23 protein-coding genes and 1 pseudogene are annotated in these 24,164 nt (G+C 66.0%); 5 read left to right on the top strand and 19 right to left on the bottom strand.

The features are described 5' to 3' along the window. The first annotated feature begins 60 nt into the window (after nucleotides 1–60). Nucleotides 61–1,836, top strand: coding sequence for an AAA family ATPase (locus tag SKC41_RS29270; protein WP_330981194.1), 1,776 nt, complete (start codon nucleotides 61–63; stop codon nucleotides 1,834–1,836). A gap of 83 nt (nucleotides 1,837–1,919) precedes the next feature. Here the strand turns inward: SKC41_RS29270 and SKC41_RS29275 are convergent, their stop codons facing one another. From SKC41_RS29275 to mobF, 3 genes are all read right to left on the bottom strand, one after another. Beyond that, complete coding sequence (locus tag SKC41_RS29275) at nucleotides 1,920–3,146, bottom strand: sigma-70 family RNA polymerase sigma factor (RefSeq protein WP_330981195.1); 1,227 nt, start codon at nucleotides 3,144–3,146, stop codon at nucleotides 1,920–1,922. 144 nt (nucleotides 3,147–3,290) lie between these two features. Continuing rightward, nucleotides 3,291–3,470, bottom strand: coding sequence for a hypothetical protein (locus tag SKC41_RS29280; protein ID WP_330981196.1), 180 nt, complete (start codon nucleotides 3,468–3,470; stop codon nucleotides 3,291–3,293). Nucleotides 3,471–3,520: 50 nt separating this feature from the next. Continuing rightward, nucleotides 3,521–6,403: a MobF family relaxase gene (gene mobF, locus SKC41_RS29285; RefSeq protein WP_330981197.1), complete on the bottom strand. Its 2,883-nt coding sequence runs from the start codon at nucleotides 6,401–6,403 to the stop codon at nucleotides 3,521–3,523. A gap of 618 nt (nucleotides 6,404–7,021) precedes the next feature. On the opposite strand from mobF, the gene SKC41_RS29290 reads away from it, so the two are divergent. Next, a complete protein-coding gene (locus SKC41_RS29290; protein WP_330981198.1) occupies nucleotides 7,022–7,177 on the top strand; it encodes a hypothetical protein in 156 nt (51 codons plus the stop codon). Between the two features lie 112 nt (nucleotides 7,178–7,289). On the opposite strand, the gene SKC41_RS29295 is transcribed toward SKC41_RS29290, so the two are convergent. The 14 genes from SKC41_RS29295 to SKC41_RS29360 form a co-directional block, all read right to left on the bottom strand. Beyond that, nucleotides 7,290–8,243 (bottom strand): DUF4192 domain-containing protein, encoded by a 954-nt coding sequence (locus tag SKC41_RS29295; RefSeq protein ID WP_330981199.1) that lies wholly within the window; start codon nucleotides 8,241–8,243, stop codon nucleotides 7,290–7,292. A gap of 468 nt (nucleotides 8,244–8,711) precedes the next feature. Further along, complete coding sequence (locus SKC41_RS29300) at nucleotides 8,712–8,885, bottom strand: hypothetical protein (RefSeq protein ID WP_330981200.1); 174 nt, start codon at nucleotides 8,883–8,885, stop codon at nucleotides 8,712–8,714. A 30-nt stretch (nucleotides 8,886–8,915) separates the two neighbouring features. Further along, nucleotides 8,916–9,374 carry a hypothetical protein gene (locus SKC41_RS29305; RefSeq protein WP_330981201.1) on the bottom strand — a complete coding sequence of 153 codons (459 nt, stop codon included), beginning with the start codon at nucleotides 9,372–9,374 and terminating at the stop codon, nucleotides 8,916–8,918. A 403-nt stretch (nucleotides 9,375–9,777) separates the two neighbouring features. Then, entirely contained in the window at nucleotides 9,778–10,005 is a 228-nt protein-coding gene (locus SKC41_RS29310) for a hypothetical protein (RefSeq protein ID WP_330981202.1), read from the bottom strand. Nucleotides 10,006–10,036: 31 nt separating this feature from the next. Continuing rightward, on the bottom strand, nucleotides 10,037–10,432 hold the full coding sequence (locus SKC41_RS29315) for a hypothetical protein (protein WP_330981203.1): 396 nt from the start codon (nucleotides 10,430–10,432) through the stop codon (nucleotides 10,037–10,039). 159 nt (nucleotides 10,433–10,591) lie between these two features. Then, nucleotides 10,592–11,053 (bottom strand): hypothetical protein, encoded by a 462-nt coding sequence (locus SKC41_RS29320; protein ID WP_330981204.1) that lies wholly within the window; start codon nucleotides 11,051–11,053, stop codon nucleotides 10,592–10,594. A gap of 412 nt (nucleotides 11,054–11,465) precedes the next feature. Then, complete coding sequence (locus SKC41_RS29325; RefSeq protein WP_330981205.1) at nucleotides 11,466–11,849, bottom strand: hypothetical protein; 384 nt, start codon at nucleotides 11,847–11,849, stop codon at nucleotides 11,466–11,468. A gap of 372 nt (nucleotides 11,850–12,221) precedes the next feature. Next, nucleotides 12,222–13,205, bottom strand: a complete 984-nt coding sequence (locus tag SKC41_RS29330; protein ID WP_330981206.1) for a DUF3560 domain-containing protein — start codon at nucleotides 13,203–13,205, stop codon at nucleotides 12,222–12,224. 410 nt (nucleotides 13,206–13,615) lie between these two features. Beyond that, the gene (locus SKC41_RS29335) at nucleotides 13,616–14,161 is read right to left on the bottom strand and encodes a hypothetical protein (RefSeq protein WP_330981207.1); all 546 of its coding nucleotides are present in this window, start codon (nucleotides 14,159–14,161) and stop codon (nucleotides 13,616–13,618) included. Between the two features lie 352 nt (nucleotides 14,162–14,513). After that, nucleotides 14,514–15,239, bottom strand: a complete 726-nt coding sequence (locus tag SKC41_RS29340; protein WP_330981208.1) for a hypothetical protein — start codon at nucleotides 15,237–15,239, stop codon at nucleotides 14,514–14,516. Nucleotides 15,240–15,463: 224 nt separating this feature from the next. Continuing rightward, a complete protein-coding gene (locus tag SKC41_RS29345; RefSeq protein ID WP_330981209.1) occupies nucleotides 15,464–16,078 on the bottom strand; it encodes a hypothetical protein in 615 nt (204 codons plus the stop codon). Further along, nucleotides 16,075–16,722 carry a hypothetical protein gene (locus SKC41_RS29350; protein ID WP_330981210.1) on the bottom strand — a complete coding sequence of 216 codons (648 nt, stop codon included), beginning with the start codon at nucleotides 16,720–16,722 and terminating at the stop codon, nucleotides 16,075–16,077. The genes SKC41_RS29345 and SKC41_RS29350 overlap by 4 nt, the downstream gene beginning before the upstream one ends. A 31-nt stretch (nucleotides 16,723–16,753) precedes the next feature. Continuing rightward, complete coding sequence (gene nrdH / locus SKC41_RS29355; protein WP_330981211.1) at nucleotides 16,754–16,993, bottom strand: glutaredoxin-like protein NrdH; 240 nt, start codon at nucleotides 16,991–16,993, stop codon at nucleotides 16,754–16,756. A gap of 525 nt (nucleotides 16,994–17,518) precedes the next feature. Further along, nucleotides 17,519–19,168, bottom strand: coding sequence for a ParB/RepB/Spo0J family partition protein (locus SKC41_RS29360; RefSeq protein WP_330981212.1), 1,650 nt, complete (start codon nucleotides 19,166–19,168; stop codon nucleotides 17,519–17,521). 760 nt (nucleotides 19,169–19,928) lie between these two features. On the opposite strand from SKC41_RS29360, the gene SKC41_RS29365 reads away from it, so the two are divergent. From SKC41_RS29365 to SKC41_RS29375, 3 genes are all read left to right on the top strand, one after another. Then, nucleotides 19,929–20,177: a type II toxin-antitoxin system Phd/YefM family antitoxin gene (locus SKC41_RS29365; RefSeq protein ID WP_330981213.1), complete on the top strand. Its 249-nt coding sequence runs from the start codon at nucleotides 19,929–19,931 to the stop codon at nucleotides 20,175–20,177. Continuing rightward, nucleotides 20,174–20,554: a type II toxin-antitoxin system VapC family toxin gene (locus tag SKC41_RS29370; RefSeq protein WP_061559522.1), complete on the top strand. Its 381-nt coding sequence runs from the start codon at nucleotides 20,174–20,176 to the stop codon at nucleotides 20,552–20,554. The genes SKC41_RS29365 and SKC41_RS29370 overlap by 4 nt, the downstream gene beginning before the upstream one ends. Nucleotides 20,555–20,666: 112 nt before the next feature. Next, nucleotides 20,667–22,490: a hypothetical protein gene (locus SKC41_RS29375; RefSeq protein ID WP_330981214.1), complete on the top strand. Its 1,824-nt coding sequence runs from the start codon at nucleotides 20,667–20,669 to the stop codon at nucleotides 22,488–22,490. On the opposite strand, the gene SKC41_RS29380 is transcribed toward SKC41_RS29375, so the two are convergent. Together SKC41_RS29380 and SKC41_RS29385 are read right to left on the bottom strand one after the other, a co-directional pair. Next, entirely contained in the window at nucleotides 22,451–23,551 is a 1,101-nt protein-coding gene (locus SKC41_RS29380) for a methyltransferase (protein WP_330981215.1), read from the bottom strand. The two genes, SKC41_RS29375 and SKC41_RS29380, sit on opposite strands and share 40 nt — an antisense overlap. A gap of 83 nt (nucleotides 23,552–23,634) precedes the next feature. Beyond that, nucleotides 23,635–24,042 (bottom strand): annotated as a pseudogene (locus tag SKC41_RS29385) (thiol-disulfide oxidoreductase DCC family protein); the annotation flags it as partial. Between the last annotated feature and the right edge of the window lie 122 nt (nucleotides 24,043–24,164).

Below are 24,164 nucleotides of genomic sequence, written 5' to 3' on the forward strand. Positions count from 1 at the left end.
GATGACACGGGTGGAAGGGGGAGCGGTGAGCACAACGAAAGAGGCCGATCGGGGGCCCCGATGACCACGACCTCAGCCACCGAACAGCGCCGCGCCTTCGACGAGGCGATCAACCGCTTCAGCTCTGGCGACCCCGCGTCAGCACAGCAGGCGTTCACCGCGATCACCGACCAAAACCCGGCGATGACCGATGCGTGGCTGGGCCGGCTGGCCTGCGGCGATCACAGCCGCGACGCCCTGGCCGGGGCGTACCTCAACTCCCGGGCGCTCTACCGCGAAACCCGCCGCATTGGCCAACAAGATGGCGCGCTGCAGGCCGTGGTGTCCGCGCCGCTGTATCTGCAGCTGCAAGTGTGGTCACGAGGCACGATCGCTCTGGCCTTTGCCAGCGTACTGATTAGCGCGGGCGAGTTCGATGAAGCGATGACGGTTCTCAACGACCGCGACCTCGCCGACGATAGCCAAACGGCGTTGTGGCGCCAATTCCTCACCGCCACTGTGTATCACGCCACTCAGCGCTGGCCGGATCTATGTGCGGCCACCGAGGTGTGCCCACCCGCCAACGCCACCTATGTTCCCAACGATGTCCTGGCAGGCGCTCAAACACTACGCGCCATGGCGTTGGCCTCGCTGGGACAAGCACAGTCAGCATGGGACTTAATAGCCGAAGTTACGACGCAAAACGCCTACATTGCAGCGGATTTGGCGCTCACCAAAGGGTGGTGCCTGCGTGAACTAGGCGAATTCGAGGCGGCCAACGAGGCGTTCCGCAGCGCCACTATCGACGGCGTCGTGATCCCACCAGCCCGCGTGGCACTCGAGCAGCCCGATTTTCGGATCGTCACCACCGACGCCGACACCATCGCCACCAGAACCGACAAATGGGACCCACGAACTGAAACCAGCCGTGACGCCCGCGCGGCCGCCGCGTTAGCGAGCGAGCGCCAAGAAGTCCTCAACCGCGCCCAGACCCGCGTCGACGAACTGATCGGTCTCGAAGACGCTAAGGAACAAATAGCGGTGTGGCGCACCGAGATTCAGATCGACCAGCTGCTCGCCGAGCAGGGCGACGGCGGCACCACGAGCAACGAAAACCACATGGTCTTTCTCGGCCCCCCCGGCACCGCCAAGACCACGTTCGCCCGGGTGGTCGGTGAAGTGCTCTTCGGACTGGGCAAGATAGCCCGCCCCGACGTCAAAGAGGTGACCGAAGAAGACATCGTGATCGGCTACGTCTCACAGACCGCGGCCAAGATGAAAGAGGTATGCGAAGAAGCGCGCGGCGGCGTGCTTTTCATCGACGAAGCCTACCGGCTCGTCCCCAAAACCGAGGGCCACTCCTTCGGCGTTGACGCGATCAACACCCTGCTGAAGTACATGGAGGACTACCGCGACGAACTGGTGGTGATCGTCGCCGGATATCCCAAGGAGATGCAGGACTTCCTCAAAGCCAACAAGGGCCTGGCCGGACGATTCCATTTCACCCTCACGTTCAACAGCTACACCCCCGAGGAGATCGTGGCGATCGGGCGCCACCTGGCGGGCAAGGAACGCCTCGTCGTCGAGGACCCCGCCTGGGACATGCTGCGCGCGGAAGCAACACATCTGCGTTCCGTGCCCTACGAGAGCGGCACCATGCTCGACGTCGCCGGCAATGGCCGCTACGCCCGTAAAGTGGCGGTGGCCTGCCGGCGGGAACGGGCCCGCCGCCTGCACAGACTGGCGTCGAACCCCCAAGACCTCGACCAGCTCGTACGGGCAGACCCTTCTGCACTAAAGGTCAGCGTCGAGGATATGCAGCGCGCGCTCGCTGAATCCCGCCCGGCCACCGGATAGGCACCGTTAGCTCCAAGGGGCACGCGCACTCGCCGCTGCAGGAGGACGTTCTCGGTGAATTTTCTGCGAACGCGACAAGCGACTTATTCCGCTTCGAAGTAGCGGGCAGCAGTATCGCGAATTGCCCTCAGGCGCTTAGAGATCGGGCTGTGGTTGCGGTAACCCATGATGTCGGCGATTTCGGTGAGGTTGGTGGTCCCGCTGCGCAGGAGTACGACGACTTCCCGCTGTTGGGGATCGAGAAGAGCGAGAAAGTCGCTGAGAACGAGGCGGTCGACGATCTCGGTCTCCGGACCTTGGACGGGGATGGTGTCGGTGAGTTCGACGAACCGGACTTTAACCTTAGAGCGCTTGCGGTACAGCTTGCGTTCGAAGTCCTCACGGGCGTAAGTCCAGTGGTTGGAGAAGTCGTCTTCGACTCGGTGGCAACGCACAGTCTCGAGGATGGCGCGCAACCGCCCGGTGTTGTCCGCGGCTTCGACGGTATCGCGGATGAACTCCGCGGCGGCGTCCTCACCGGTCCAGATGTCGCCTCCCATACGCGGGTTCGCTGCGGTCGCCGTGCTCAGCACCGAACCGTCGTCGAGCGGGGCCAATTGTGGCTCGACGCCGTTGTCGACCTCGGGCCAGGTGCGCAACTCGGCTTCCATCACCTCGGTCACTGGCGGGATCCAGAAGTCGAGGTCGTGGGCCAGCAGACGGATGGGGTCATTGCCGGTGAACCCGACAAGAGGGGAGCCGGGCATGAGATGCCGCCACACCGTGGCGGCCCAGGCTTGGGACAACCGTCGCTCGAAGTCGGCGGGGAGATAGCGGTCCGGGCGCCAGACATCAGAGATAAACGGCCATTGACCTCCTCGGCAGAGCGGCAACCCAAACCGTTCCAAGGTTCGGCGTGGCAGGAGGTGAAACAGTGGGGCGTACTCAAAGTAACGAGTCCGAGTGCGAGGGACGAACACGACGTTGACGTCGCCTTGGTCGATGATCTTCAGCATTTCCGGTGGGCACTCGTCTTCGGTGAAGAACCGCCGGCGGTACTGGGCAGCTTCCCAAAGCATGTTCCATTTCGAGACGGCAAGTTGCTTAGTGAGCCTGGCGTCACTGTTGGCTGCTCGCATCGGGATGGTGACGTACTCGGGCCGCATCGGTGTATCCGGTCGGATCACGGCGCGGAACATGAACGCCGCCGACATGTTGCCCAGTCGCGGGTACCAGTCCGGGCCGGCCATCTCGTCGTCGGGATGAAGCAGCACGTCGTAGCGATCATCATCGTGATCGTGTGGGAGGTCGCTGCCGCCTGGGTCGGGCATAGTGCTTGAGGAGTCCGTCGTCGAAGTCGTCGTCATGTCTTGGTTACGACAGTTTCGCCTAGTTTCGTTCCCCGGTCCCCACAACGAGGGGGCGATATGTCGTCGAACCAAATCACCGTGCCGGTGAGGGCGGTGGTGTTCGGATCAGCCGGGCTTGATTACGCGGGTGTAGCCGACGAGGTCGCCGGCCCGAAGCTTGTGGCCCGTCGGCAGGATGTTGAGGTCGTCGGATCGATCCCACCGGCCAGCGGCGACCAGTGCGTTGGCGTAGTCGCGGATCGCCGATCGCAGGGCGGGGCGCGACCGCCGAATCGGCCACCTCACAGCGGGCGATCGATCGCGTCGGCCGGTCGGTCCGCGTCACCGCGATGTGGTCACAGTTCGAGCCCGTCGGCGCGGTCGCGTTCTTCGCCGCGTTCGCTGCTGCGCTGGGTGGCGTGGCGTAGCCGGTCGTAGGCGGCTTCGCGGGCGCGGGCTTGGGCGCTGTGCGCATGCCAGCTGGCGCGGCGATCTGCGCGCCTTTGGTCGTGGCGGTCGAGTAGTGCCCCGACAACTGGGGGGAGTAGGTCACGGTCGGTGCGTTCGGCTTCGGCGTGCATGGTGCGGGGCCGGTCATCGTTGGCCAGAATCATGCGGAAGAAGTGCGCGGCGGCGTATTTGTTGCCGCGGCGCAGGGTGTGGATTTCCGCGCCGGAGGCGACCCGGCTGTGTTCGTGGTCGGCTTCGCCGGTGATGGGTTGGTAGATGTAGGCGTGGTTTTCGTCTTTTCCTCGGGTCATGCCGACGTAGGCCATTGCGCGTGAGGCGTTGTCGCTGAGCACGGTGAAGCAGGCTCCCGGGGTGTTGGAGTTGCCGACGGTGATGCCTTGGGCGGCGTGCAAGGTGGTGGCGTAGCCCAAGGTGATGTGTTCGCGGAGGTAGTCGCCTTCGAAGATGGTCCGCGCACCGTCGGTGAGCCGTTCGGCGGCGATGCGACCGCGCTGGGCGTCGACGCCGACGACGTGCCAGCGGTTGCCGTTGCGGACTTGGTCGATCTGCTCGCCGGCCCGCTGGTCGGCGCCGGGTTCCACGGTCAGGCTGGCGTCGTTGTTGCGGCTGATGATGATGTCGCCGGCGCGCGCGTCTTGGTCGCGCGCGACGCGCACGGTGTCGGTGAAAACCTTGGCCTGCTCGGGGGCGACGTCACCGGCGTGTGCGGCGGCCGCGGTGAGCGCGCCGTGCAGCTTGCGGTTGATGGCGTCGGCGATTTCCCAGCGGTCGCAGATGATCGCGGCGTCTTTCCCGTCAGCGCGGGCTTGCAGGTAGGCGTTGGTGGCGTCATCGGCCATGGCGATCGGGTCACCGGAGTGCAGGCGCCCGTTGTTGCGATACCAGCCCACCGCTTTGCGTAGCCGGTTGCCGTGCGCGGAGCGCAGCGCCAGCGACATGTCACGTTCGGCGGGGTCGCGCATTCGCCACACTTCGCCGAGGCGCTGTGACCAGGGCAGCTCGTCGCACAGGTTCTCGAACATGCCGCCGCGCGCTTTGACCGGCGAGAGTTGGTAGGCGTCGCCGACGAGGACCATTTTGGCGCGCCCGACGACCGCGCACGCCAGCAGTTTCTTGAGCTCGGGGGTGCCGAGCATGGAGGCTTCGTCGACCACGATCACGCTGCGCCGGTCGATATCGAGCTGATTGTCTTCGATGAGTTTGAGCGCTTTGGCCACGGTTAGGCCGCGGTCCCCGGCGCCATCGCGCATCGCCTCGTCGACCGCTTTGCCGGTGGGCGCGAGCACGAGGACTTCTTTGTGGGCGCGGTGCGCGGCGCCGCGCAGCGCTTTGAGCGAGTGCGTTTTGCCGGCGCCGGCCGGCGCCTGCAGGGGCTGCACCAGGTAGGGGGAGTGCGCGATGTTGGCGATGGCGCGCGCTTGGTCAGGCGAGAGGTCACCGAGGTCGGCGGGGCGCACATCGAGGCGCGTGCGCGGGTCCTGGTCGTCGACCATGGCGAAGATGCGTTCCTCTTCGGCCATCACCACGTCCACCGTGTACAGCTCGTGTCCTTCGCGGTGGTGCACCTCGCGTGGCGCGCTGACCCGCACGGCGACGGTGTCGACGATCTTTTCGATGGTGGTGCGCGGATCTTCGGGCACGTCGACGGGCAGCAGCGCACCGACTAGTTCCACGAGGTCGGCGCGGGTGAACGCGCTCTTGTCGATCGCGCCCACCATGCGCGCCAGCCGTGTGCGGTCGGTCAGGGTGCGCGGAGCGGCGCGGCGCGCCCAGCGCGCTTCGGCGTGCGCGGCGCGGTCCATTTCGAGACCGCGCGTATCGGCGCGCCATTCGGCTTTGAGTTCGGCCCACGGCTGGGATTCGGGTTTGGCGGGGCGCGTGGCTTTTTGCGCGGTAGCGAGCTGTTGCGCGCTGGGCTCGCCGTCGATGACGACGAGGTTGTTGCGCGCCCATTCGCGCAGCCGCGTGGAGCGCCGCGACCACGCTTTGAGGCATTTCTTGGTGACGCCGGCGATGTCGGCCATGCCGGAGCGCTCGTCGACGTCGCGCCACTCAAAGCCGCGCTCGGCGTGCAGTTCGTGGCGCAGCACCGCTTGGTAGATGACGCCGGCGGCTTTGGCTTCGTGGTGCAGCGATTTGGAGTCGATCGACACCAGGACGCCGTCGCCGCGGGCTTGCCGGTTGGGCACGATGACGTGGGTGTGCATGTGCGGGTCCCCGCACCGCGACGTTTCGTGTTGGTAGGCGATCGCCACCAACCCTGGCAGGCACTGCAGGTCTTTTTTGCCGGTCACCGGGTTGTGCACCCGGGTGTAGCCGGCGTGAGTGTGCAGGTAGTCCATTGCGGCCTTGACCGCCCGCGAGTGCGCTTCGGCGATCACTTTCTCGTTGATCTCGCTGGTCAGGGCCCGCACCAGCGACACACTTTTGGGTGCGGCGAACGTCAGATCGAAACCGTGCACCGACTCTTTGGTGAAGGCACGCCCACTGGCGCCGTTGGGGGCGATTCCCTCGTCGAGCCAGGTGGTGGCCACATCCCCATCAGCAAACCCGCTCGCGAGCGCTGCGCCGGTGAGCCCGGTCAGCTCAGCAACCTTCACCGCGTCGCCGGCCACCACCCAGGTCGGCACCCGAGTGTCACCTTCGGAGTAGTACTCACCGAGCCCACCCCCGGCCGCTTGACGGTCCATCGCGGCCTGTTTGGCCTCGTTGGCCGTCTTCTCGTAGTAGGCGATGCTCCAGCGGGAGAGCCGAGAAATCGTCAACACCGGCGACCACCTCCCGCCCGCGACGGCTCGCACCCGACTGGGGGACGAACGGTTGTGGCCGCACGCAGCGCGCGGCCACAACCAGTCTTGCACATCCTTGTGCCAATGTGCCAGAAGTCTCTGGAGGGAGCGTGGCGGGGCGAGCGGGGTTGTGAACTGGGGGAGGGGTCGGGGTGGGAATGGTGCCAGGAGGTGGGGTGCGGGGGATTTAGGGTTGAGGGAGGTTGGCTGCGGGGTGCGGGGGAGATTGGCTGTGATGGTGGAGCTTCTGCCGACGGGGGAAGAACGCGCGAAGCGCTCATCGAAAGGGCGCAGCGTGGGTTGGGTGGAGCTGGAAGCGGTGAAGGTTGAGCGCGGCGGCGGGCGAGAGTCTGCGATGCGCATGCCCCGCGGAGCTAGCAAATGATGAGAAGGAGTCAGGGAACGTGAAAATCAAGGTCGGTTCGGCCACGGTGGGGGCCCTGGTGGCGCTGATGTTGTGGCTGCTGGTCAGTCACAGCGTGGATTGGTTGCTGTCGACGGGGCTGCCGCATTGAGGTGTGGCTTGGGCCGCGAATGGTGGCCGGGGAAGCGAGAATGAACGCAACGCCGGCGGCGATGCGTTGAAGGAGATTTGGTGTGGAAACCGCGCTTTTGAACTGGGTGACGCAGACAGGTGATGTGGTCGGCGGCGAGTTGGTGCGCTGGCTGGTTACCGGGGATGCGCCGCGGTTGCCCGCGATTGACGTCGGCTGGGCGCGCCCGGGCGACGCTGAGGGCGCGCTGCGGTGGTAGCCGCGGTGCGCGTCCGATAGTTGGATAACGAATAGCTACGCGGTCCGGAAGAAAAAGGGGGGCCCGGCCAACCCCGAGTGCTGGGAGCCGGCCGGGCCCGGTGGACGTGTGGTTAGTTGTGCCCGGGTTGGGGTGTGCTGTCGATGATTGCGCGCTGGATCTGTTCGGGCGGTAGGCCGGCGCGTAGCGCGGCCAGGAGCAGCATCGCGAGGCGTGGGGCAGGGGTGTGGGCGGCTTGGGCTTCATCGAGTGCGGTGTCGATTGCGATGCCGGCGCGGATGGTGTCGCCGAGGAGGCAGTAGGCGACGGCGGCGATGGTGAGCGCTTCGGCACGCGGTTGTCCGCGCAGACGCCGCGCGATGTGAGTCCATAGTTCGGCCGCGGATTGGGTGTGCTGGATGGCCGCCCAGATCATGGCGTCGCGCACGCTCACGTCGGCGGTGATGATGTGGCCGGCGCGGGTGGGCAGGGTGCGGTTGATCGGATGCCCGTTGAGGGCATCGGAGATTTCTTCGGCGGTGGTGATGACGAGCTCGCCGTGGTCGCCGAGGGGCACTGGGGGTGCGGGGGCGATGGGGGCGAATTCGGCTTCAATGTCGCTGCGCCGGCGGCTGACTCGTTCACCGCTGAGGACGCGCTGGGCGGTGATCAGGGAGTCGGTGTAGGGGTAGGTGGGGCCGTGTTGCCCGGTGTCGGGCTCATACCACTGTCCTTCGGCGGTGACGTCGTGGGTCATGATGCGGTTGAGGACGGGAATTGCGGCGTCGGTGAGCGCGTCGCGCAGGGCGTCGAGCAGCGCCAGGGCGTGTGGATTGTGCGGTTCGTCGCAGACGGCGAGCAGGATCGCCGCGTGGTTGTCGGCCGAGTGCAGATTGCAGGTGGCGGGGAGGTTGGCGGCTTGCCCGGTGGTGATGGTGATATCGAAGCGGATGGCGCAGCGGATCCGGAAGCCGCCGTGGGAGTCTCGGCGCAGCATGTAGGCCACGATGCTGTTGGTGGGGGCGAAGCCGAGGAGGCCGGCGGCCGCGGCGACGATGTCGGCTGGGGAGCGCAAGTCTGTGGTCATGGTGGTTCTCCGTTTCGGATTTGTGATTTCGGGGCGCCGGTCGGCGCTGGGGTGTTGGGGGGACCGGCGGGGTGGCGGGGTCAACCCCGAAGAGGCCGGCGGAAAGCAAGAGGCGGATTTTCGGCCCGGCGAGCCCGGCGCGTAGCGCCCGGGGGGCGAGCTCTGGTAGGGCCGACAAATGCCGCCGGTGGCGCCCGGGCGCAGCGGGAGCCGGCCGGGCAGGCCGGCGGGAGCGCAGAACGGGCGAGCCCGCCGGGCGTGGGTTGAGCGCGACGGGGTCCCTGTCGGTCACACTTGGCACCCGCTGACGGCTAATAAAGGTGTGGGGTTGCCGATTTCGGCCGCCGGCAGGTGGCCAGTCCGGGCGCGCGGGGCGCGCCGGCACCCGACGCAACTGGAAGAAAAAGGGGGGCCCGGCCAACCCTCCGTTGGTGGGAGAGGTGGCCGGGCCCCGAGATATGTGGCCGCTTAGGTGATCTCGCAGGCGGCGTCGCGCAGCGCCTCGAGCAGCTCGACGTTCTCACCGAGCGTCATCGTGTCGTGTCCCCACTGGGCGTAGGTGCCGGTGAGGGTATCGATGAAAAACGGGATCTCGACCGTGCGGTTGTCGATGCTGCGGTTCACGGTGCCTTCGATGATCATGAGACGGCTCCTTTCGGGCTGGGTGGGTGGTTAGGCGCTGCGCCGGTAGGCGGCCGGCAGGCTGATGCGGGTGATGCCCCATGGAGCGGGGTCGTAGCCCGGCAGCGCCTGGCCCAGCATGGTTTGCAGCTCACGGCAGAACGCGTAGGCCTCGGTGTGCTGCCAGTCTTTGGGTTCGCAGGACTGGTATTCGTAGCACTGCAACGCCTTGAGGACTTCGACGATCGACCAGCTGGTGTGCAGCGGGCGGGTGTAGCGGTACTCGTAGGGCTCGTGAACGGGGTTGTTGAAGTAGCAGTAGTTGACCGAGGTCGTGTTGGCGTCGACGAGCATCTGCCCAACCTGGTCGAGGTTGTCCTCGGTGAGCTGGTTGACGCGGGTCGGGTTGTCGTAGATCCAGGTGAGGTTGCCGCAGGGCCGGCGGAATCCGTGGCGGCCGGCCCATAGCAGGACATTGACGTGTTCGGCCTCGACGACGTACGCGCTCATGATGTGTTGCTCCGTTTCGGATGGTGATTGAATGCGCCGGTCGGCGCTGGGGTGCGGGGAAGCGGGTGAGGGTGGGCGGTCAACCCCGAAGAGACCGCGCCGCACGGAGCAGGGTTTTCGGCCCGCGCTCGCCGGCGCGCAGCGCCCTGGGGCGAGCTGGCATAGGGCCGAAAAGGTCACTCGGCCTGCGTAGTTCGGTGTGGGCGTGGGTTGAGCGCTCGGGCCCCCGCCCGCTTACCATGAGCACCCTGCTGACGGCTTAAAGGTGAGTGGCTACGGATTTGGTGGCCGCCGGCAGGTGGCCAGTCCGGTCGCGCGGGGCGCGCCAGCACCCGGAGGCCGGAAGAAAAGGGGGGCCCGGCCAACCCCGAATGCTGGGAACTGGCCGGGCCCGCAGTGCGAGTTAGAGGTGGTCGTTGACTTCGGCGGCGGCGAAGCTGAGGTAGCTGAGGATTTCGCGGCGGTTTCCTTGCAACGCAAGCCCGTCGCCGTTTTCGTTCCACAGGCCCAGGACAAATGGGGCGGTGAGTTCGTCTTCGTCGGCAGGGTGCAGTTCTTCGATGGCCCTCTGGCGTGGGTGGAGGGTGTAGAGGCTGGGCGCGGCGTGGCCCCACTCGGTGTGGTTGCTCACGATGGCTCCTCTGTGGATGTCGGATTGGGGTTCAGATCACGGTGTGGGGAAGGTTCTCGCGGATGCGGTGGTCGAGTTTGAGAGTGGCGATGGCCTCCGGAGGTTCGGTGTGTTCGCGGCGGACGGCGACGTCGACGCGGGTGATTAGAGTGGCGCTGATGCCGGGATTGCCGCCTTTGAGGGCGAATACGGCGGCGAGGGTGAGGGATTCGATGCGGGCTTGTCCGCTGAGATGGGCGCCGATGCGGCTCCACAGTAGGGCGGCCCGCAGGGGGCAGCGGTCGGCGATTTTGTAGAGCACGGTCTTAAAGGTGTCGTCGAGTAGGAGGGGAGCGCTGAGTTCGGCGAGACCTCGGGTCGGGTTGCAGGTGCCGGTGACCAGTTCGGTGCGAAGGTCGGCCAGGATCGCGATGCGGTTGTAGCACATGATGTTTTCTCCGTTTCTTGCGGTGATGGAGTGCGCCGGTCGGCGCTGGGGTGCGGGGAAGCGGGTGAGGGTGGGTGCGCAATCCCCGGAGAGTCCTGAGAAGGGGCGGGGGTGCTGGCCGGGCCCGTGCGGGTGCGGACCCGGCCAACCCGCGGGTGATTAGGCCGCCACGCTCACGTGGTGATCCAGCAGGGTGTCGATTGCGGTGTTGAGGTCGTCGTGGTGTTGTGGTGCGCCGGCGTCGACGGTGATGGTCCAGGCCGGTTGGTCGGCGATTCCGGCGGTCAGGGTGTAGGTGTGGCCGCGGCGGTGGGCGCGGTAGGTCCAGGTGTCGGCGGTGGCGTGGAAGGTGAGGTCGCCGGCGCGGACTTTGAGGATTCGGGTGTCGGGTTCGGCGTTGAGGTCGGGTGCGGTGGCTTCGATGGCGACCATCTGTCCGTGGTCGTCGGTGGCGAGTAGTACGAGGTGGTGCCCGGTTTGGGGGGTGTAGTCGTGCACGGTGGTGAGTTGGATGTCGCCGTGGTTGTGGAACAGGATGCTGGTGATTCCGTACTGCTGTTGCTGGATTCGTCCGGCTGCTTCGTCGAGAAGGTTGAAGGCGAGTTCGAATTCGTGGTCCATGATGTGTTGCTCCGTTCTGTGTGCTGAGTGGTGCGCCGGTCAGCGCTGGGGAGCGGTCAATCGGGTGAGGGTGGGCGCGCAACCCCGAAGAGTCCGCGCCGAACGGAGCAGGGTTTTCGGCCCGGGTCAATCACCGGCGCGGTAGCGCCTTGGGGATTGACTTCCATTGGGCCGAAAAGGTCACTCGGCCTGTGTAGTTCGGTGCGGGCGTGGGTTGCGCGGTCGGGCCCCCGGCCGATTAGGCTGCGACCCTTGCTGACGGCTAGAAGGTGAGGGGCTACGGATTTTGGTGGCCGCCGGCAGGTGGCCAGTCCGGTCGCGCGGGGCGCGCCGGCACCCGGAGGCTGGAAGAAAAAGGCGGGGCCCGGCCAACCCCGAGTGCTGGGAGCTGGCCGGGCCCGGAGTCGGTCGGTTAGGCGATGGCACGTGCCCTCGGCGATGCTGGGGTCGTTTCGCTACGGAGAGCGGCGACTTCGTCGGTGCGGGTGGGCTTGTGGGTGGTTAGGCCCAGTCGGGCCGCGACGCGGTGCGCGGTCCGCGAGGTTGTGTAGAGGCGCCAGGCGATGAGGTCGATGTCGAGGCGTCCGTGCATACGTCGGATCGCTTCGTCGCGGTCTGCTCCGCGCAGTCGCATGCGCTGGCCGTCGTGGGCCACCTGGAGGATGGCGAGCTCGTCGATGTCTGGGGTTGCCGCTGACGTCTGTCGCGTGTCGCTGATGGTGAGATGCCGGATGGCTTCGAGGTGGCTGGTGGGGTCGTGGTCGGTGGTGGCCCAGTGGTCCAGTTGTGCAGTCATGGCGGTTCTCCGTTTCGGTTGAGTGATTTCACGGCGCTCGTCAGCGCTGGGGAGCGGTCAATCGGGTGAGGGTGGGCGCGCAACCCCGAAGAGTCCGCGCCGAACGGAGCAGGGTTTTCGGCCCGGGTCAATCACCGGCGCGGTAGCGCCTTGGGGATTGACTTCCATTGGGCCGAAAAGGTCACTCGGCCTGTGTAGTTCGGTGCGGGCGTGGGTTGCGCGGTCGGGCCCCCGGCCGATTAGGCTGCGACCCTTGCTGACGGCTAGAAGGTGAGGGGCTACCGATCGCGGCCACCTCGCGGCTGGAAGAAAAGGGGGGCCCGGCCAACCCCGAGTGCTGGGAGCTGGCCGGGCCCTGTGGTGCGCTGGTGGTTAGCCGTCAGCCGCCGTGCTGTCGTCGGCTGACGCTGGTCGATGGCCGGAGATCTCGTGGTAGCCGATCGTGTTCGTCCAGGAGGCTCCCTCGTGCATGCGGACTGAAACGCTTTTCGCGTTGACCCGAACAACCGGGTACCAGTGGCCCCGGCGCAGTACGAAGTCCCCCGGCGAGATGGTGTCGCGGTTGTGGGTGCTGGCGACACCGGCGGCCTGCAGGTCGGCGTAAATCGCGGTCCAGTAGGTGATTTCGTCGCCGCGCTGGGCCATGCGGGCGATGACTTGGTCGCGGTAGGACCCGGTGGCCGGGCCGAATTCGTCAACGTATTCGTGGGTGGCGCTGCGTGCAACGACACGGCGGTGACCGTCGAGGGTGCGTTGATCGCCGCGTTGCTCGGCTTCTAACTTCTCGATGCGGTTCTTCACGGTCACCGGGCTGTACCGGTGGGCAGTGGTGGATGCGGCGGCCTCGGCTCGTCCGCTGGCCTGGCGCGCGAGCTCGGTAGCGTCGATGGCGCGTCGGGTTGCATCGTGGGCGCGGGCGATCGCTTTGCGGTGCCGGCGTTCGCTGTGATGCCCGATCTTGATGGGCTCTCCACCGGGAGGCAGCGCAGCTACGGCGCGTTGTTCGGCCTCCCGGGCCGCGTCGGCCGCGGCCCCCTTGCGGTCCGCTTTGGCGTTGAGCGCTTCGGCGCGGTGCTCTTGGCGCTGCGCCCTGTCGGCCTCGGCCTCGGCGGCGGGGCGGTGACTGTCGTCGATATCGACATTGACGTCATGCCCGGCGGCGCGCAGCGCGCCGGCGGCCTGATCGATTTTGTACCGGTTGGGTTGGCGATCGCGGCTACCGGCGATGCCCCATAAGCCCAGGGAGGGAAACCAGCGGAATCCGGCGGCCTTGAGGATGGTGTTGGTGCCGTCTCCGCGAGTGGTGCCGTGGACGAGGGTGCCTTCAACAGCGCTGTGAATGATATCGATAGTCATGGGTGTTGCTCCGTTTCTTGCGGTGATGGAGTGCGCCGGTCGGCGCTGGGGTGCGGGGAAGCGGGTGAGGGTGGGCGGTCAACCCCGAAGAGGCCGCGCCGCACGGAGCAGGGTTTTCGGCCCGCGCTCGCCGGCGCGCAGCGCCCTGGGGCGAGCTGGCATTGGGCCGAAAAGGTCACTCGGCCTGTGTAGTTCGGTGTGGGCGTGGGTTGAGCGCTCGGGCCCCCGCCCGCTTACCATGAGCACCCTGCTGACGGCTTAAAGGTGAGTGGCTACGGATTTGGTGGCCGCCGGCAGGTGGCCAGTCCGGTCGCGCGGGGCGCGCCGGCACCCGGAGTCCGGAAGAAAAAAGGGGGGCCCGGCCAACCCCGAATGCTGGGAGCTGGCCGGGCCCAGGCGCTTCTGTTCGGTTAGGCGGCGTGGTAGTCGGGATCGTTGGGGTCGCCCTTGTACTGCTCGCCGTCGACGAACACTGTGACGGCAGTCTGGTGGACGCAGGTGAGGACCTCGATGAGGGACAGCAGCCCGGCGCGATCGCGGATCTGCCACGTGAGCGGGCCTGTGTAGAGCTCGACCCAGTGGATCTGGGCGGTCTTGAGTCGGTTGATCCTGGACTGTGTGGCGACGGCATAGACTGGCCGGCGGGTCCATTCGATCGAGAGCATGACTCGGCCGGCGGCCTCGTTTTCGGACTCCGCTCGAGCAGAGGGGATTTGGGCGGGCAGGTGGAGCATGTGGCCGCGGGCGGCGATGAATGCCTCGAGTAGTCCTTGGGCGGCTTGGCAGTTGTAGATCACCATGTGCATTCCGCCTAGGGTGATGCTCATGCGGGCATCGGGTGTGCGGGCGTGATGGACGCTGATGTCGTGGTCGTGGTGCTGGCCTTTGATCACTACGGTGCTGTGAGTGATCAGGCCTGCCGGGATGACGTGGGTGGCGGCCGCCGAGATGGTCATAGTGGTTCTCCGTTTCTGGTTTGTGATTTCAGGGCGCTGGTCAGCGCTGGGGTGCGGGGGGCCGGCGGGGTGTCGGTGTCAACCCCGAAGAGGCCGGCGGTTGAGCAGGAGGCGGATTTGCGGCCGCGAGCGGGAGCGAGCTGGGTAGGGCCGCAAATGCCGCCGGTGGCGCCCGGGCGTAGTGGGAGCCGCCCGCTGGGGCGGCGGGAGCGAAGAACGGGCGAGCCCGCCGGGCGTGGGTTGACGGCGACGGGGGCCCTGTCGGTCACGCTTGGCACCCGCTGACGGCTAAAGAAGGTGAGGGGCTGCGGATTTGGTGACCACTAGGTGCGCGGTCTCACCTCAACGGTGGCTACAGGATATGGGTTTTGGCGGCGATGTTGACCAGAACGTCGGTGAGGTTGATGAATCGTCCGTAGTGGGTGCCGTTGGGTTCGATGTGCTCGCCGAGCCAGATACCGATGACGTTGGCGGTGCCGGCGTTGTCGCGGGCGAGCTGCCAGACAGGGCCACCAGAGTCGCCGGGGATGCTTTGCGCCATTCCGGTGGTGAGGTATTGGTCGGCGATGAGTGGGGTGTCTAGTGATCCGCAGGCGATGCCGGTGCGGATTCCGTCATGGCAGACGGCATTGTGGGGGTCTGGCATTGAGATGCCGCTTATGGGCATGCCGTACATGATGCGGACCGAGTGGTTGGAACCGAAATCGACTAGCCCGTAGTCTTCTTGGAGGTTGTCGCCGGGGGTGGCGACGGTGAGGATGAAATGTCCGATCGCGCCGGTGGTGCGGTCAACGACGTAGTCGCTGTCGCCCTCATTGCAGTGGCCGGCGGTGATGCCGTAGTTGATGTTGGTGCCGGGGTCGGCGAAGGTGTAACCCAGGGTGCAGCGTGTGACGCCGTGCGCTTGCATGGCGTCGATTTCATCACCGGGGGATATGGTGGCACCGCGCGCATGAGCGCGGGCAGGGCTGCCTACGGCGAGCGCGGCCAGGGCGAGTGCTGCCAGAATGCTTGCCAGCCAGACACTTAACGTGCCTCGCCGGGGGAGGGAGCCGCATCGGCGGGCGGGCTTGATCATGGCGGGTCCTTTCGTGGGCGCCTGCTGCGGTGGCCGACGCTGGTGCTTGTTCTATTGTCTGACGCTGCGGCTGTGGCGTTCTGCACGGATTTGGGCGCGGCTGTGTAGGAGGTCCAACCAGGCGTGCGCGGTGCGTGCCGCGCGTCCCACCGGTTGGGGATAGTCAGCGATGGCGGCGCTGGCGCGGTCGGCGATGAGAAGATCCGGGCTGGGCTGTGCGGTTTTCATCGTTGGGCCCGTTGGGGTTTGGTCGCGGTCTCTGTGCGGCGCCACAGCTCGGCGAGTTCGTCGCGGATCATCGCGAACTGCTCGGTCAGGTCGTCGCGGTCGGCGCCGCAGGCGGCCAGTTGCTGCATCCTGATGCCGAACGTGTCGAAGGCACGCCGGTAGGCCTCGTCGAGAACTTCGCGGGCGTAGCTTTCGATCGACGCGGCCGGCGCGATCGCTTGGGAGTAGGCGTCGAACAGGTAGAGGGCCAGCTGCTTGTGCTTGTTGGCGTTGGGCGGCTCGTTGGGTTCGAGTGCCTCGCGGGCGGGCTGGCGGCGGCCGGCGGCCAACACGGATACCGGCGTCGGATCCGTGCCGGCGTCGACCAGGGCGCGGATGAGTTCATATGCCCAGCGGGTCTGGGGACTCCATATTGCGTTGTCGGGCACCAGTTCCAGCAATGGCTTGGCTTGCGTGGCGGTAAGCCACATCAGCGATCCGACGAACTGATGCTCGGGGCTGTACTGGTCGATGACGGTCTGTGATCGCCATTCGACGTCGAGATCTGCCGTCTCATCGGTGGTATCGGTGACGACCGTCAGTGGTGTGCGCGACTTGTGGGCGGTGGTCATGGCGCGCTCACTCCCCACAGCAGCAGCGTGTAGTACCAGATGAGCGTGGCGGTCTGGTGGGTGGTGGTTTCGGCGGGCAGGAGCTGCTGGACGGCGGCGGCGATCGCGGCGGGGTTGTCCAGGGAGCCGCTGTTGTGTACGGCGTTGTGGCGCAGCGTTTCCAGGGTGGTTTGGTCGGGCCTGGCGGTGTTGTCCACTGCGGCCAGCGCCGCGGCTTCGTTCAGCAGTGCACCGGCGCGCAGGTAGAAGCGGGCTTCGCCGCGAGCCGTGGTCAGCACTGACATGGGGTAGTGATAGCCGGGGTCGGTGCTGGATCCGTGTAACCACTTGCTGGCGTGGTCGTTGATCCAGGTTTGGGCGTCGCAGGCGGCGAAATAGGGTGAAGCGACCGGTAGTTGGTTGTCGGAAATCACCTCGATGGTGGCGACGCCGGCCACCTGTGGTTCGCGGGAGGGTGCGGGGTCGTCGAGGTCGGCCAGCCGCAGCAGCTCGTAGCTCGTGTGGGCGGCGGTGTTTTGGACCGGCCGCAGATAGTAGTCGGCCCCGACGACGTACTTCAGCAGGGCTTGGTGAGCGTCGGTGAAGTCTGTGTGGTCGCTGACGCTGCCGGGCTGGGTGTCGTGGTCGATGGTGAGCTGGTGCATGGTGGGCTCCTCGAGGTAGTGATGGGTGTGCTTAGGCGGCGCGTTCGGCGAGTTCGCGTAGCCGGTCTGGCCTGAATCCGCCGTGGTGGGCTTCGGGTCCGGCATGAACGACTGGGGCCTGCAGATAGCCCAGCGCCATGACGTATTCGCGCGCCTCCGGGTCGGTGGAAATATCGACCGGGAGGTATTCGATTCCGAGCTTGTCGAGGGCCCGGAAAACGGCGTTGCATTGCACGCATCCGGGCTTTGTGTAAACGGTGAGAGTGTTCATTGTTGGAGTGTCCTTTCGCGGACTGTTCGTTGTATTGATTTTACCGCCATTTAGAGGCTTGCAACAACACTAATTCTGGCTTTATGGAATTGTTTTATGGCGTGGAATGGGGTCCACCACGACTCGCTCGTGACGCTTTCTACTGACCCAGTCATGTTGCTAGCCATGGCTCTACGCTTGACTACTGTCGGTGTGCACCCTTTTCTCTTGCGCCTCATCGCGATCATTAATGCGGCCGGTGGTGCGGACGGAGCGCAATGGTCCGGACGAAACGTTTTCGCCGAGCGAAGCGAGGGTTTGTTGCGAAAACGTTTCGGGCCTTTGGGCCTTTATCCGCGGCCTTGCGCAAAGACCGCAACCGGCCATAATGAGAAAGCGATGAGGGTGAAGAATAAATATTCAGCAACGCCGTAGGCGTTTCCCCCGGCGGGGCCACCGAGCGCGACGGCACCTATCGCGGCTAACGGGGATAGGCGGCCTGCCCCGGGGAGGGCCGGGGCTTGCGGCCCCGGCCCTTTACCGTCGCTATTCCTTCACTGCATCGGTCAAATACTGCTCGTAGACGTCCTCGGCGTCCTTGGCCTTGGTCACGACCTCCTCGACTGGCGCCAGGGGATAGGAGTTGTCGGCGAGCCAGCCCAGGTACTCGCTGCTGCCGACATGGTGTCCCCACCAGCCCGTGTTGTTGCGCCAGGCGTCCTTGGGGGTCCGCGATTCGAGGGCGCCGAGCACCAGGGCCAGCGTGATCACCTGAGCGCGCCCGTCGCCGTGGGCGGGCAGATCGGCCACGAGCTTGGCCACGGCCTGGCCGCTATCGACTCCGAGCAATTCGGCGGTGGTGTCCAGCGCGTTGTTGTTGGTGAGCAACGCGCTGTCGCGAGCCAAGCACTCCGCCACGAAGAGACCGGCACCCTTAGGTGGAGCCTTACGCGCCAAAAGCTTCTTGACGAACTCGCGCCGCACGCCGAGGGCGGCGTCCCCGAGTCTGTTGAGCGCCAACACTTTCCGGCGCTCCCGCTTCTCGGTCTCGGCCTTTTCGAGCGTGGCCTGCTGGCGTGCGGCCTCGCGGGCCTCGTCGTCCAAGTCGACCACTTCGCCGGTGTCGGTGTCCACCAGTCCGGCCTGCCGGGCGAACCAGCTCTGCGGGGTCAGTTCTGCGGAACGGTAATCGAGGCAGTAGTAATCGGGGGTGAACACCTCCTTGTCGGTGACCGTGTTCGCGTGACGCAAGCCCTCTGCGGGCGTCGCGTCTGGCAAGTCCTCGGTCTCCCAGTCCACGCTCTGTTCGTCCACTACCTCGCCGGTTTCCACGTCGCACAGAGCGGTGTCGTCAACGAGATACACGGCCCAGTGGGCGGGGTCGCTGACAGCGGTGTCGTCGGCTTCGTCCCCTTCGGCGGTCACCAGGTGATGCAGCGGTATGCAGGTCGGGTCCCACGAATCCGGGCGCTGCTCAAGGACAGTGAACCCCTTATCGGCGAAAGGCTGGGCGGCGTGGGCTCGGGCCTGGGCGGTGTCGCGTTCCTGGCGCAGCTGGGCGACCGTGTGCTCGAACCAAGTACCGCCCGCCGACCTCATCAGCCGGTCCACCGCGCCGGGCACGTCCTCGAATTCGGTGATCGCGGCGGCTTCGGTCAAGCTGAGTTGGCCGCTGGCCAGGGCGTCCATGGCGGTGGCCGACTGTGCTGCCGTGTGAGCGGCTTTCACGGCATCCTTGCCGACAGATAACCGCTTGGCCACCTTGGTCACCGACAGCCCCGCGTCGATCATCTGCTGAATGCCGCGTGCCCGCTGTGCGTCAGTCAGATCGAGCGTCTGATCGTTCGTCACGATCTGGTGCACGATGCGGTCGATGGTCTCCTGGCTGGCATCCGCAGCGGTGGACGGCAGCACGTAGACCGGAACGCTGGACAAGCCAGCATCACAGGCGGCCAGGGTGCGCCGTTGCCCGTTCCGGACCCGGATGACTTCCGGCCGCTCGGCGTCACGCACACCCGTGATCGGCACCAGAACTCCATTTTCAGCGATGCTGGCGATGAACGCCTTACTCAGCGCTGCGTCGTCGCGGACATTGTCACCGATGTCGAGCAGCATCGGGTCAAGGTGTTCCAGCGTCCCGATGGGCTGGTCGGCGGCAGTGGCTGCGCTGTCGGTGTTGGTGGTTGTGTCGGTCATGACTGAACCTTTCTAGGGAGGCGTGCACGTGGCCGCCTGTTCTGTTTGCCTTCTGGCAATGACGATTTGGGCCGGCATAGGGACGCGGAGTGCAAGGTCCGGGCGGAGAGATGGCGCCGGCGAGCTGGCGAGCAATCGGCGCTATCTCGACGAGCCTTGTGCCCGAAGCGAAGCGAAGGCCGTGGCCTTGCGCGCAGAGGACCGCCGGCCACAATCGAAAGCCAGAAGGCAAACCAACATGGGCTTGGGCCGTCAGGCCAAGCCATTGCGTAGCGCCGCAGGCGCTTCAACCCGTCTTGAACGCGATCGGAATCTCAAGACGCGGGTAGCGCTCGGACCCGCACGTTGTGCCGATCCACCATGGGCACCGACGCCACGGTCAATTCCCTAAGGCAGCGGTGTGCAGCGGTACCATCCCGGGATGGGTTTACACCTGACGCGACGTGGGTGGGAGGAGCCTCGCCCATCGGATTGTCCGGGCTGCGGCGCGCGCCTCGGCCCGCGCGAGGTCCTCGTCGGCGTCGCTCACTGCGTCTGCGGGATGCACCGCACCCATACGTGTCAGGAGTGTGAAACGACGATCTTCACACCACCGCTGGCAACCAACTGCTCCCTCACGGAGCTGGACGGGAGATAGGGAGCCGACGCGAGAGCGATTCCGTTGCAGCGATTTTGGAGCTGGTGCGAGCTAGTGACTGCTGATCGCGGGCCCTCGTCTCCAACATGCCACCGGTGTAGCACATGTGCTACAGTAGATTGTGTGGAAGTAGTTGGCTTGCGTGAGCTGCGGCAGAACGCGTCCGAGCTCGTCCGCCGGGCCGAGGAGGGCGAGGAGATCACGATCACTGTGGCGGGTCGCCCGGGGGCCCGACTCGTTCCTGCGGCGCCTCGTACCTGGCGGCGGTGGACGGACGTGGCCGACCTGTTCGCCGGGCCCGCCGATCCTGCCTGGGACGCCGATCGTGAGGCCATCGACCACGAAATACATGATCCGTGGGCCAAGCAATGAGGGCGATCCTCGATACCAGCGTGGTGATCGCCTCCGATGTCGAGCCCCTAGTCGGAGAGTTGGCTGTTAGCGCAATCACGTTGGCAGAACTGCACTTCGGGGTCCTGGTCGCCAAAGATCAACAGGTGCGGGCCGAGAGGTTGCGGCGGTTGCTGGTCGTTGAGCGTAAGTTCGACGCGCTGCCTGTGGACGACGCCGTGGCGGCGAGCTACGGCCAAATCGCTGCGGCTGTGGTGGATTCGGGGCGCCAGCCGCGGGCCCGGTCGATGGACTTGCTGATCGCGGCCACCGCTCATGCTCACGCCGCGCGCCTTTATACCCGCAACGCCGCTGACTTTGGCGGTTTGGGCCAACTGGTCGACGTCGTGGCAGTCTGAGCGCGGCTGGCCTGTGCCATACTGAGCGGAGTTTGGCAACGCCAGCGCGAGGGCGTCGTACTTGCGTCGACTCTTATACATACCACCGTTGGCGTCGCTTACAGTTCGATTTGTGGCGTTCAGTGGTGTGACCTTGAGTGTGCACTACACCTGGCGTCTGTCCGAGCCGATCCGCGAGCAATTGCGTCTCGCGCATGAGCTGCGCGAAGAGCTGGTGGCTATTCGGTTGGCCTACGAGGCCGATCTTCAAGCAATCTGGTCTAGTTTTCCCGCAGTGGCCGCGACCGAAGAGCGCATCGCACACGCCCAGGCGGCGTGGACCGCGGCGTCGGAAAGCGTGAAAGCCTCACGGGGGCAGTCGGAACGCGGTGTCCGGCGCAGTCCCGCCGAAACTTCAGCGATGTCGGCACTTCGTGAGGCACGCCAGCAGCGCCGCGCAGCGATCACCGAGGTTCGCGCCCAAGCCGCAGGCCCACGCGCGGTGCGAACTGCCGCGTTCAACGCCGCGCAACGAGCCCTCTACCGACCCTACGTCCAGGAGCGGGGGCTGTTCTGGTGCACCTTTAACGATGTGGTGGCCCAACACGCCGGTGCGGTGAAACGCCTTCGTCAGCAACGCATCACCCGACCCGACGCCACACTACGCCACCACCCCTTTGACGGCTCGGGAACGATTGCGGTTCAACTGATTCGCCGCCGCGGCGACCCGCCACGCTCCCCAGCGATAGTCGCATCCCTGGATGGCAAGTACCACAACTACTTTCAGCTTCCGTGGATCGATCCCGAGGTGTGGAACCAGATGTCAGCGAGCCAACAACGGCGTGCCGGGCGAGTCGTCGCCCGGTTCCGTTACGGCCGCAGCGCGGACGGGCCGATGCTGCTGGTGGAGCTGCCCGTCCAGCAGCATCGCCAACTGCCCGCTGACGCCGACATCACCGGTGCGCGACTGACCATCCGCCACACGCCGGCCGGGCTGCGCGCCACTCTCAATGTCTCAGCCACTGTGCCCGATCCCGACACGCGGCGCACCGGCCCGGCGGTGGCAGTGCATCTGGGTTGGCGCCGCGGCGCCGACGGGATCATCGCGGCCACGTGGAGATCGACTCGGGCACTGAACATTCCAGAGGATCTTTGCGCCGTCGTAGTCGCCGAGACCACGCGGACCGGTCGACTCGTCGTGCCCGCGACACTCAACGATGCGTTCGCCCGTGCGGATCAAATCCGGGCCCAGCGCGGGCAAGCTACTCGCGCACTACAGCTATCCCTTGTGACCTGGCTGGCCGAACACGGGCCGATCGACGATCCGCGCACGCCCGGCGGTGTCCTCGATGCCGCGACCGTCGAACATTGGCGCGGCGCAGCGAAATTCCACGCGTTGGCTCGGGCTTGGGCGATGGCCCCGCCGGCGGATGCCGAGTCGATCGCGGCTCTACTTCTGCGCTGGCAGCGCCGCGATCTCAAACTGCGGCGCGGTCCAGACCTCGGCCAGAGGCGTCACGCCATCGCTGCCCGCGACGATCTCTATCGTCGGTTCGCCGCCATGCTCGCCAGCCAGGCCAAAACCCTTGTGCTGGATGATTTGTTGCTGCCTGAACTTACCGCCGCATCCGTCCCGCGACCACGTGCAGCTCACAAAGGCATCGCCGCCGCGCGAAGCGTGGTGGCACCCGGACGGCTGCGTACGCTCGTGACCACCGCCGCTAAGCGCGAGGGCTGCGCCGTCAGGGAGGTCGGTCGCTTTGGGCTCTCCCGCATCCACGGGGACGGCTGCGGCTACGAGAATCCCGCTGATGCGCGGTACCAGTCCGCGACGGTGCACTGTGATGGCTGCGGGCAGGACTACGACCAAGATCATGCGGCCACTGCGTTGATGCTGCGCCGGGCCGGCGCTATCCGTCATGGAGCGAGGGCTTCGACCAGCATCGTCGGCCCGTAGTGGCGGACTCGGCCGGGTATGAGCCCGACGTCGCCCATCAGGGTGTGCACTTGCTGGGGCGAGCGTTGCCGTCCGCCTTGGCAGGAAACAAGCATCAGCAGATCGCTCATCGCTGACACGGTGTTCAGCTGGCCTGGTCCGTGGTGCATATCGATCGTGACCAGCCTCGAACCTGGCGGCATGGTGGCGCGGACGCGCTTGAGGATTTCGCGACAGGCATCATCGTCCCAGTCGTGCAGGATCCATTTCATCGTGTAGACGTCAGCGTGGGCGTCGAGCTGACCGAAGAGGTCGCCGACGCGGCGCTCGATCCGGTCGGTCAATCCTCGTTCGCGCAGGAATGCGTCTGCGTGTTCGATGATCTCGGCTGAGTCGAGCAAGATGCCGCGAGCGTCAGGCCGATGGTCGAGGATGGCTGCAAGCATGTGCCCGACTCCGCCGCCGATGTCGCAGATGGTTCCGCGTCTTGGCCATGGATAGGTCCGCACGATTCCGGCGAGGTCGAACTCGGAGAGCTGGCGCATTGCGTTGGCGAATGTGGCTCTCATATCGGGGCGATCGTCTAAGTAATCCCACAGCGACTTGCCGAATGCCTTTTGATATCCGGAGGTTTGGGCTCCCTCGCGCAGCTGGTCGTCGAGGTGTGCATATGCGGCTGCGGTGTCAGGGTGCGCGAAGTAGGCAGCCCAGGAGGCGATGGATTTGGGGTGTTCTCGGCGCAGCGGTGCGCCGACCTTCGTCAGGCGCACACGTCCCTGACGGTTCAGTTGCATCAGCCGGGAGGCGATCGCGGCGTTGATGATTCTGACCGTTACGTCAGGGTCCAGGTCCAGTTGGTGTGCGAGGTCGACGGGATCACGCGAACTCTTGCCGAGGGCATCGGCGAGCCCGGAGGAGACCAGCACGCCCGCGATCTTCAGTTTGTGCAGCCCCATCGTCACATCGAAGAACAGCGCGAATTCTTCGGGCACCGCGGCATCAGCGAGATCAAAGACACGACGTCGAGCACCCAGGGCGGCGCGCGCGACCCACAGCGGTAACGGCAAGGCGGGCAGGCGCATCGAGATACCTAACCGAGCTTGCCACGATAGTCAGAGAGAACTGTGCCAGTGCTGATCAGCGCTTCCAGCTGGTAAGTCGCATCGAGGAAACGAGTGCGCGCCTCGGCCGTCGGGATCGGACAGGTGTGATGCTGGCCGCCGATGCGGTAACGGAAAGCCGCGAAGCGCTCATAAAGCCAATCGCGCACCGCCGGCGGAATCACGTATGCCGCCAGCGCCAATTTCCACCACCCTCCGAGGTAGGCAGCGACCTGCAGCAGCGCTGCAGACCGGATATCCACGGTCTCGTCAGGCTGTCCCGCGTTGCGGACGTAGACAGCGGAATCCACGCCCTCCAGCTGATGGTGGCGGGACCTGATGTCGCGAGCGAAGTCACTGCCCAGAGAGGCGAATCGCAGCGTTCCATGACGGTCATAGCGAAGAAGGGTGCGCACCGCGCTGTTGCAGACCCCGCACACACCGTCGTACAGCAGAACTGGCGCGTTCGGCAGGCTCTGTACCGCACTCACGTGAACCTCCCCCCGAGGAAGCGATATCGCCTACTCCATCATTGCAAATCGCGCCGCAGAGCGGCATTCGACCTAGGTCGATGTGGCGTCGTCGATGGCTGCCC

This window comes from Mycobacterium sp. 050128, from assembly GCF_036409155.1.
In the GTDB taxonomy this organism is placed as follows: Bacteria; Actinomycetota; Actinomycetes; order Mycobacteriales; family Mycobacteriaceae; genus Mycobacterium.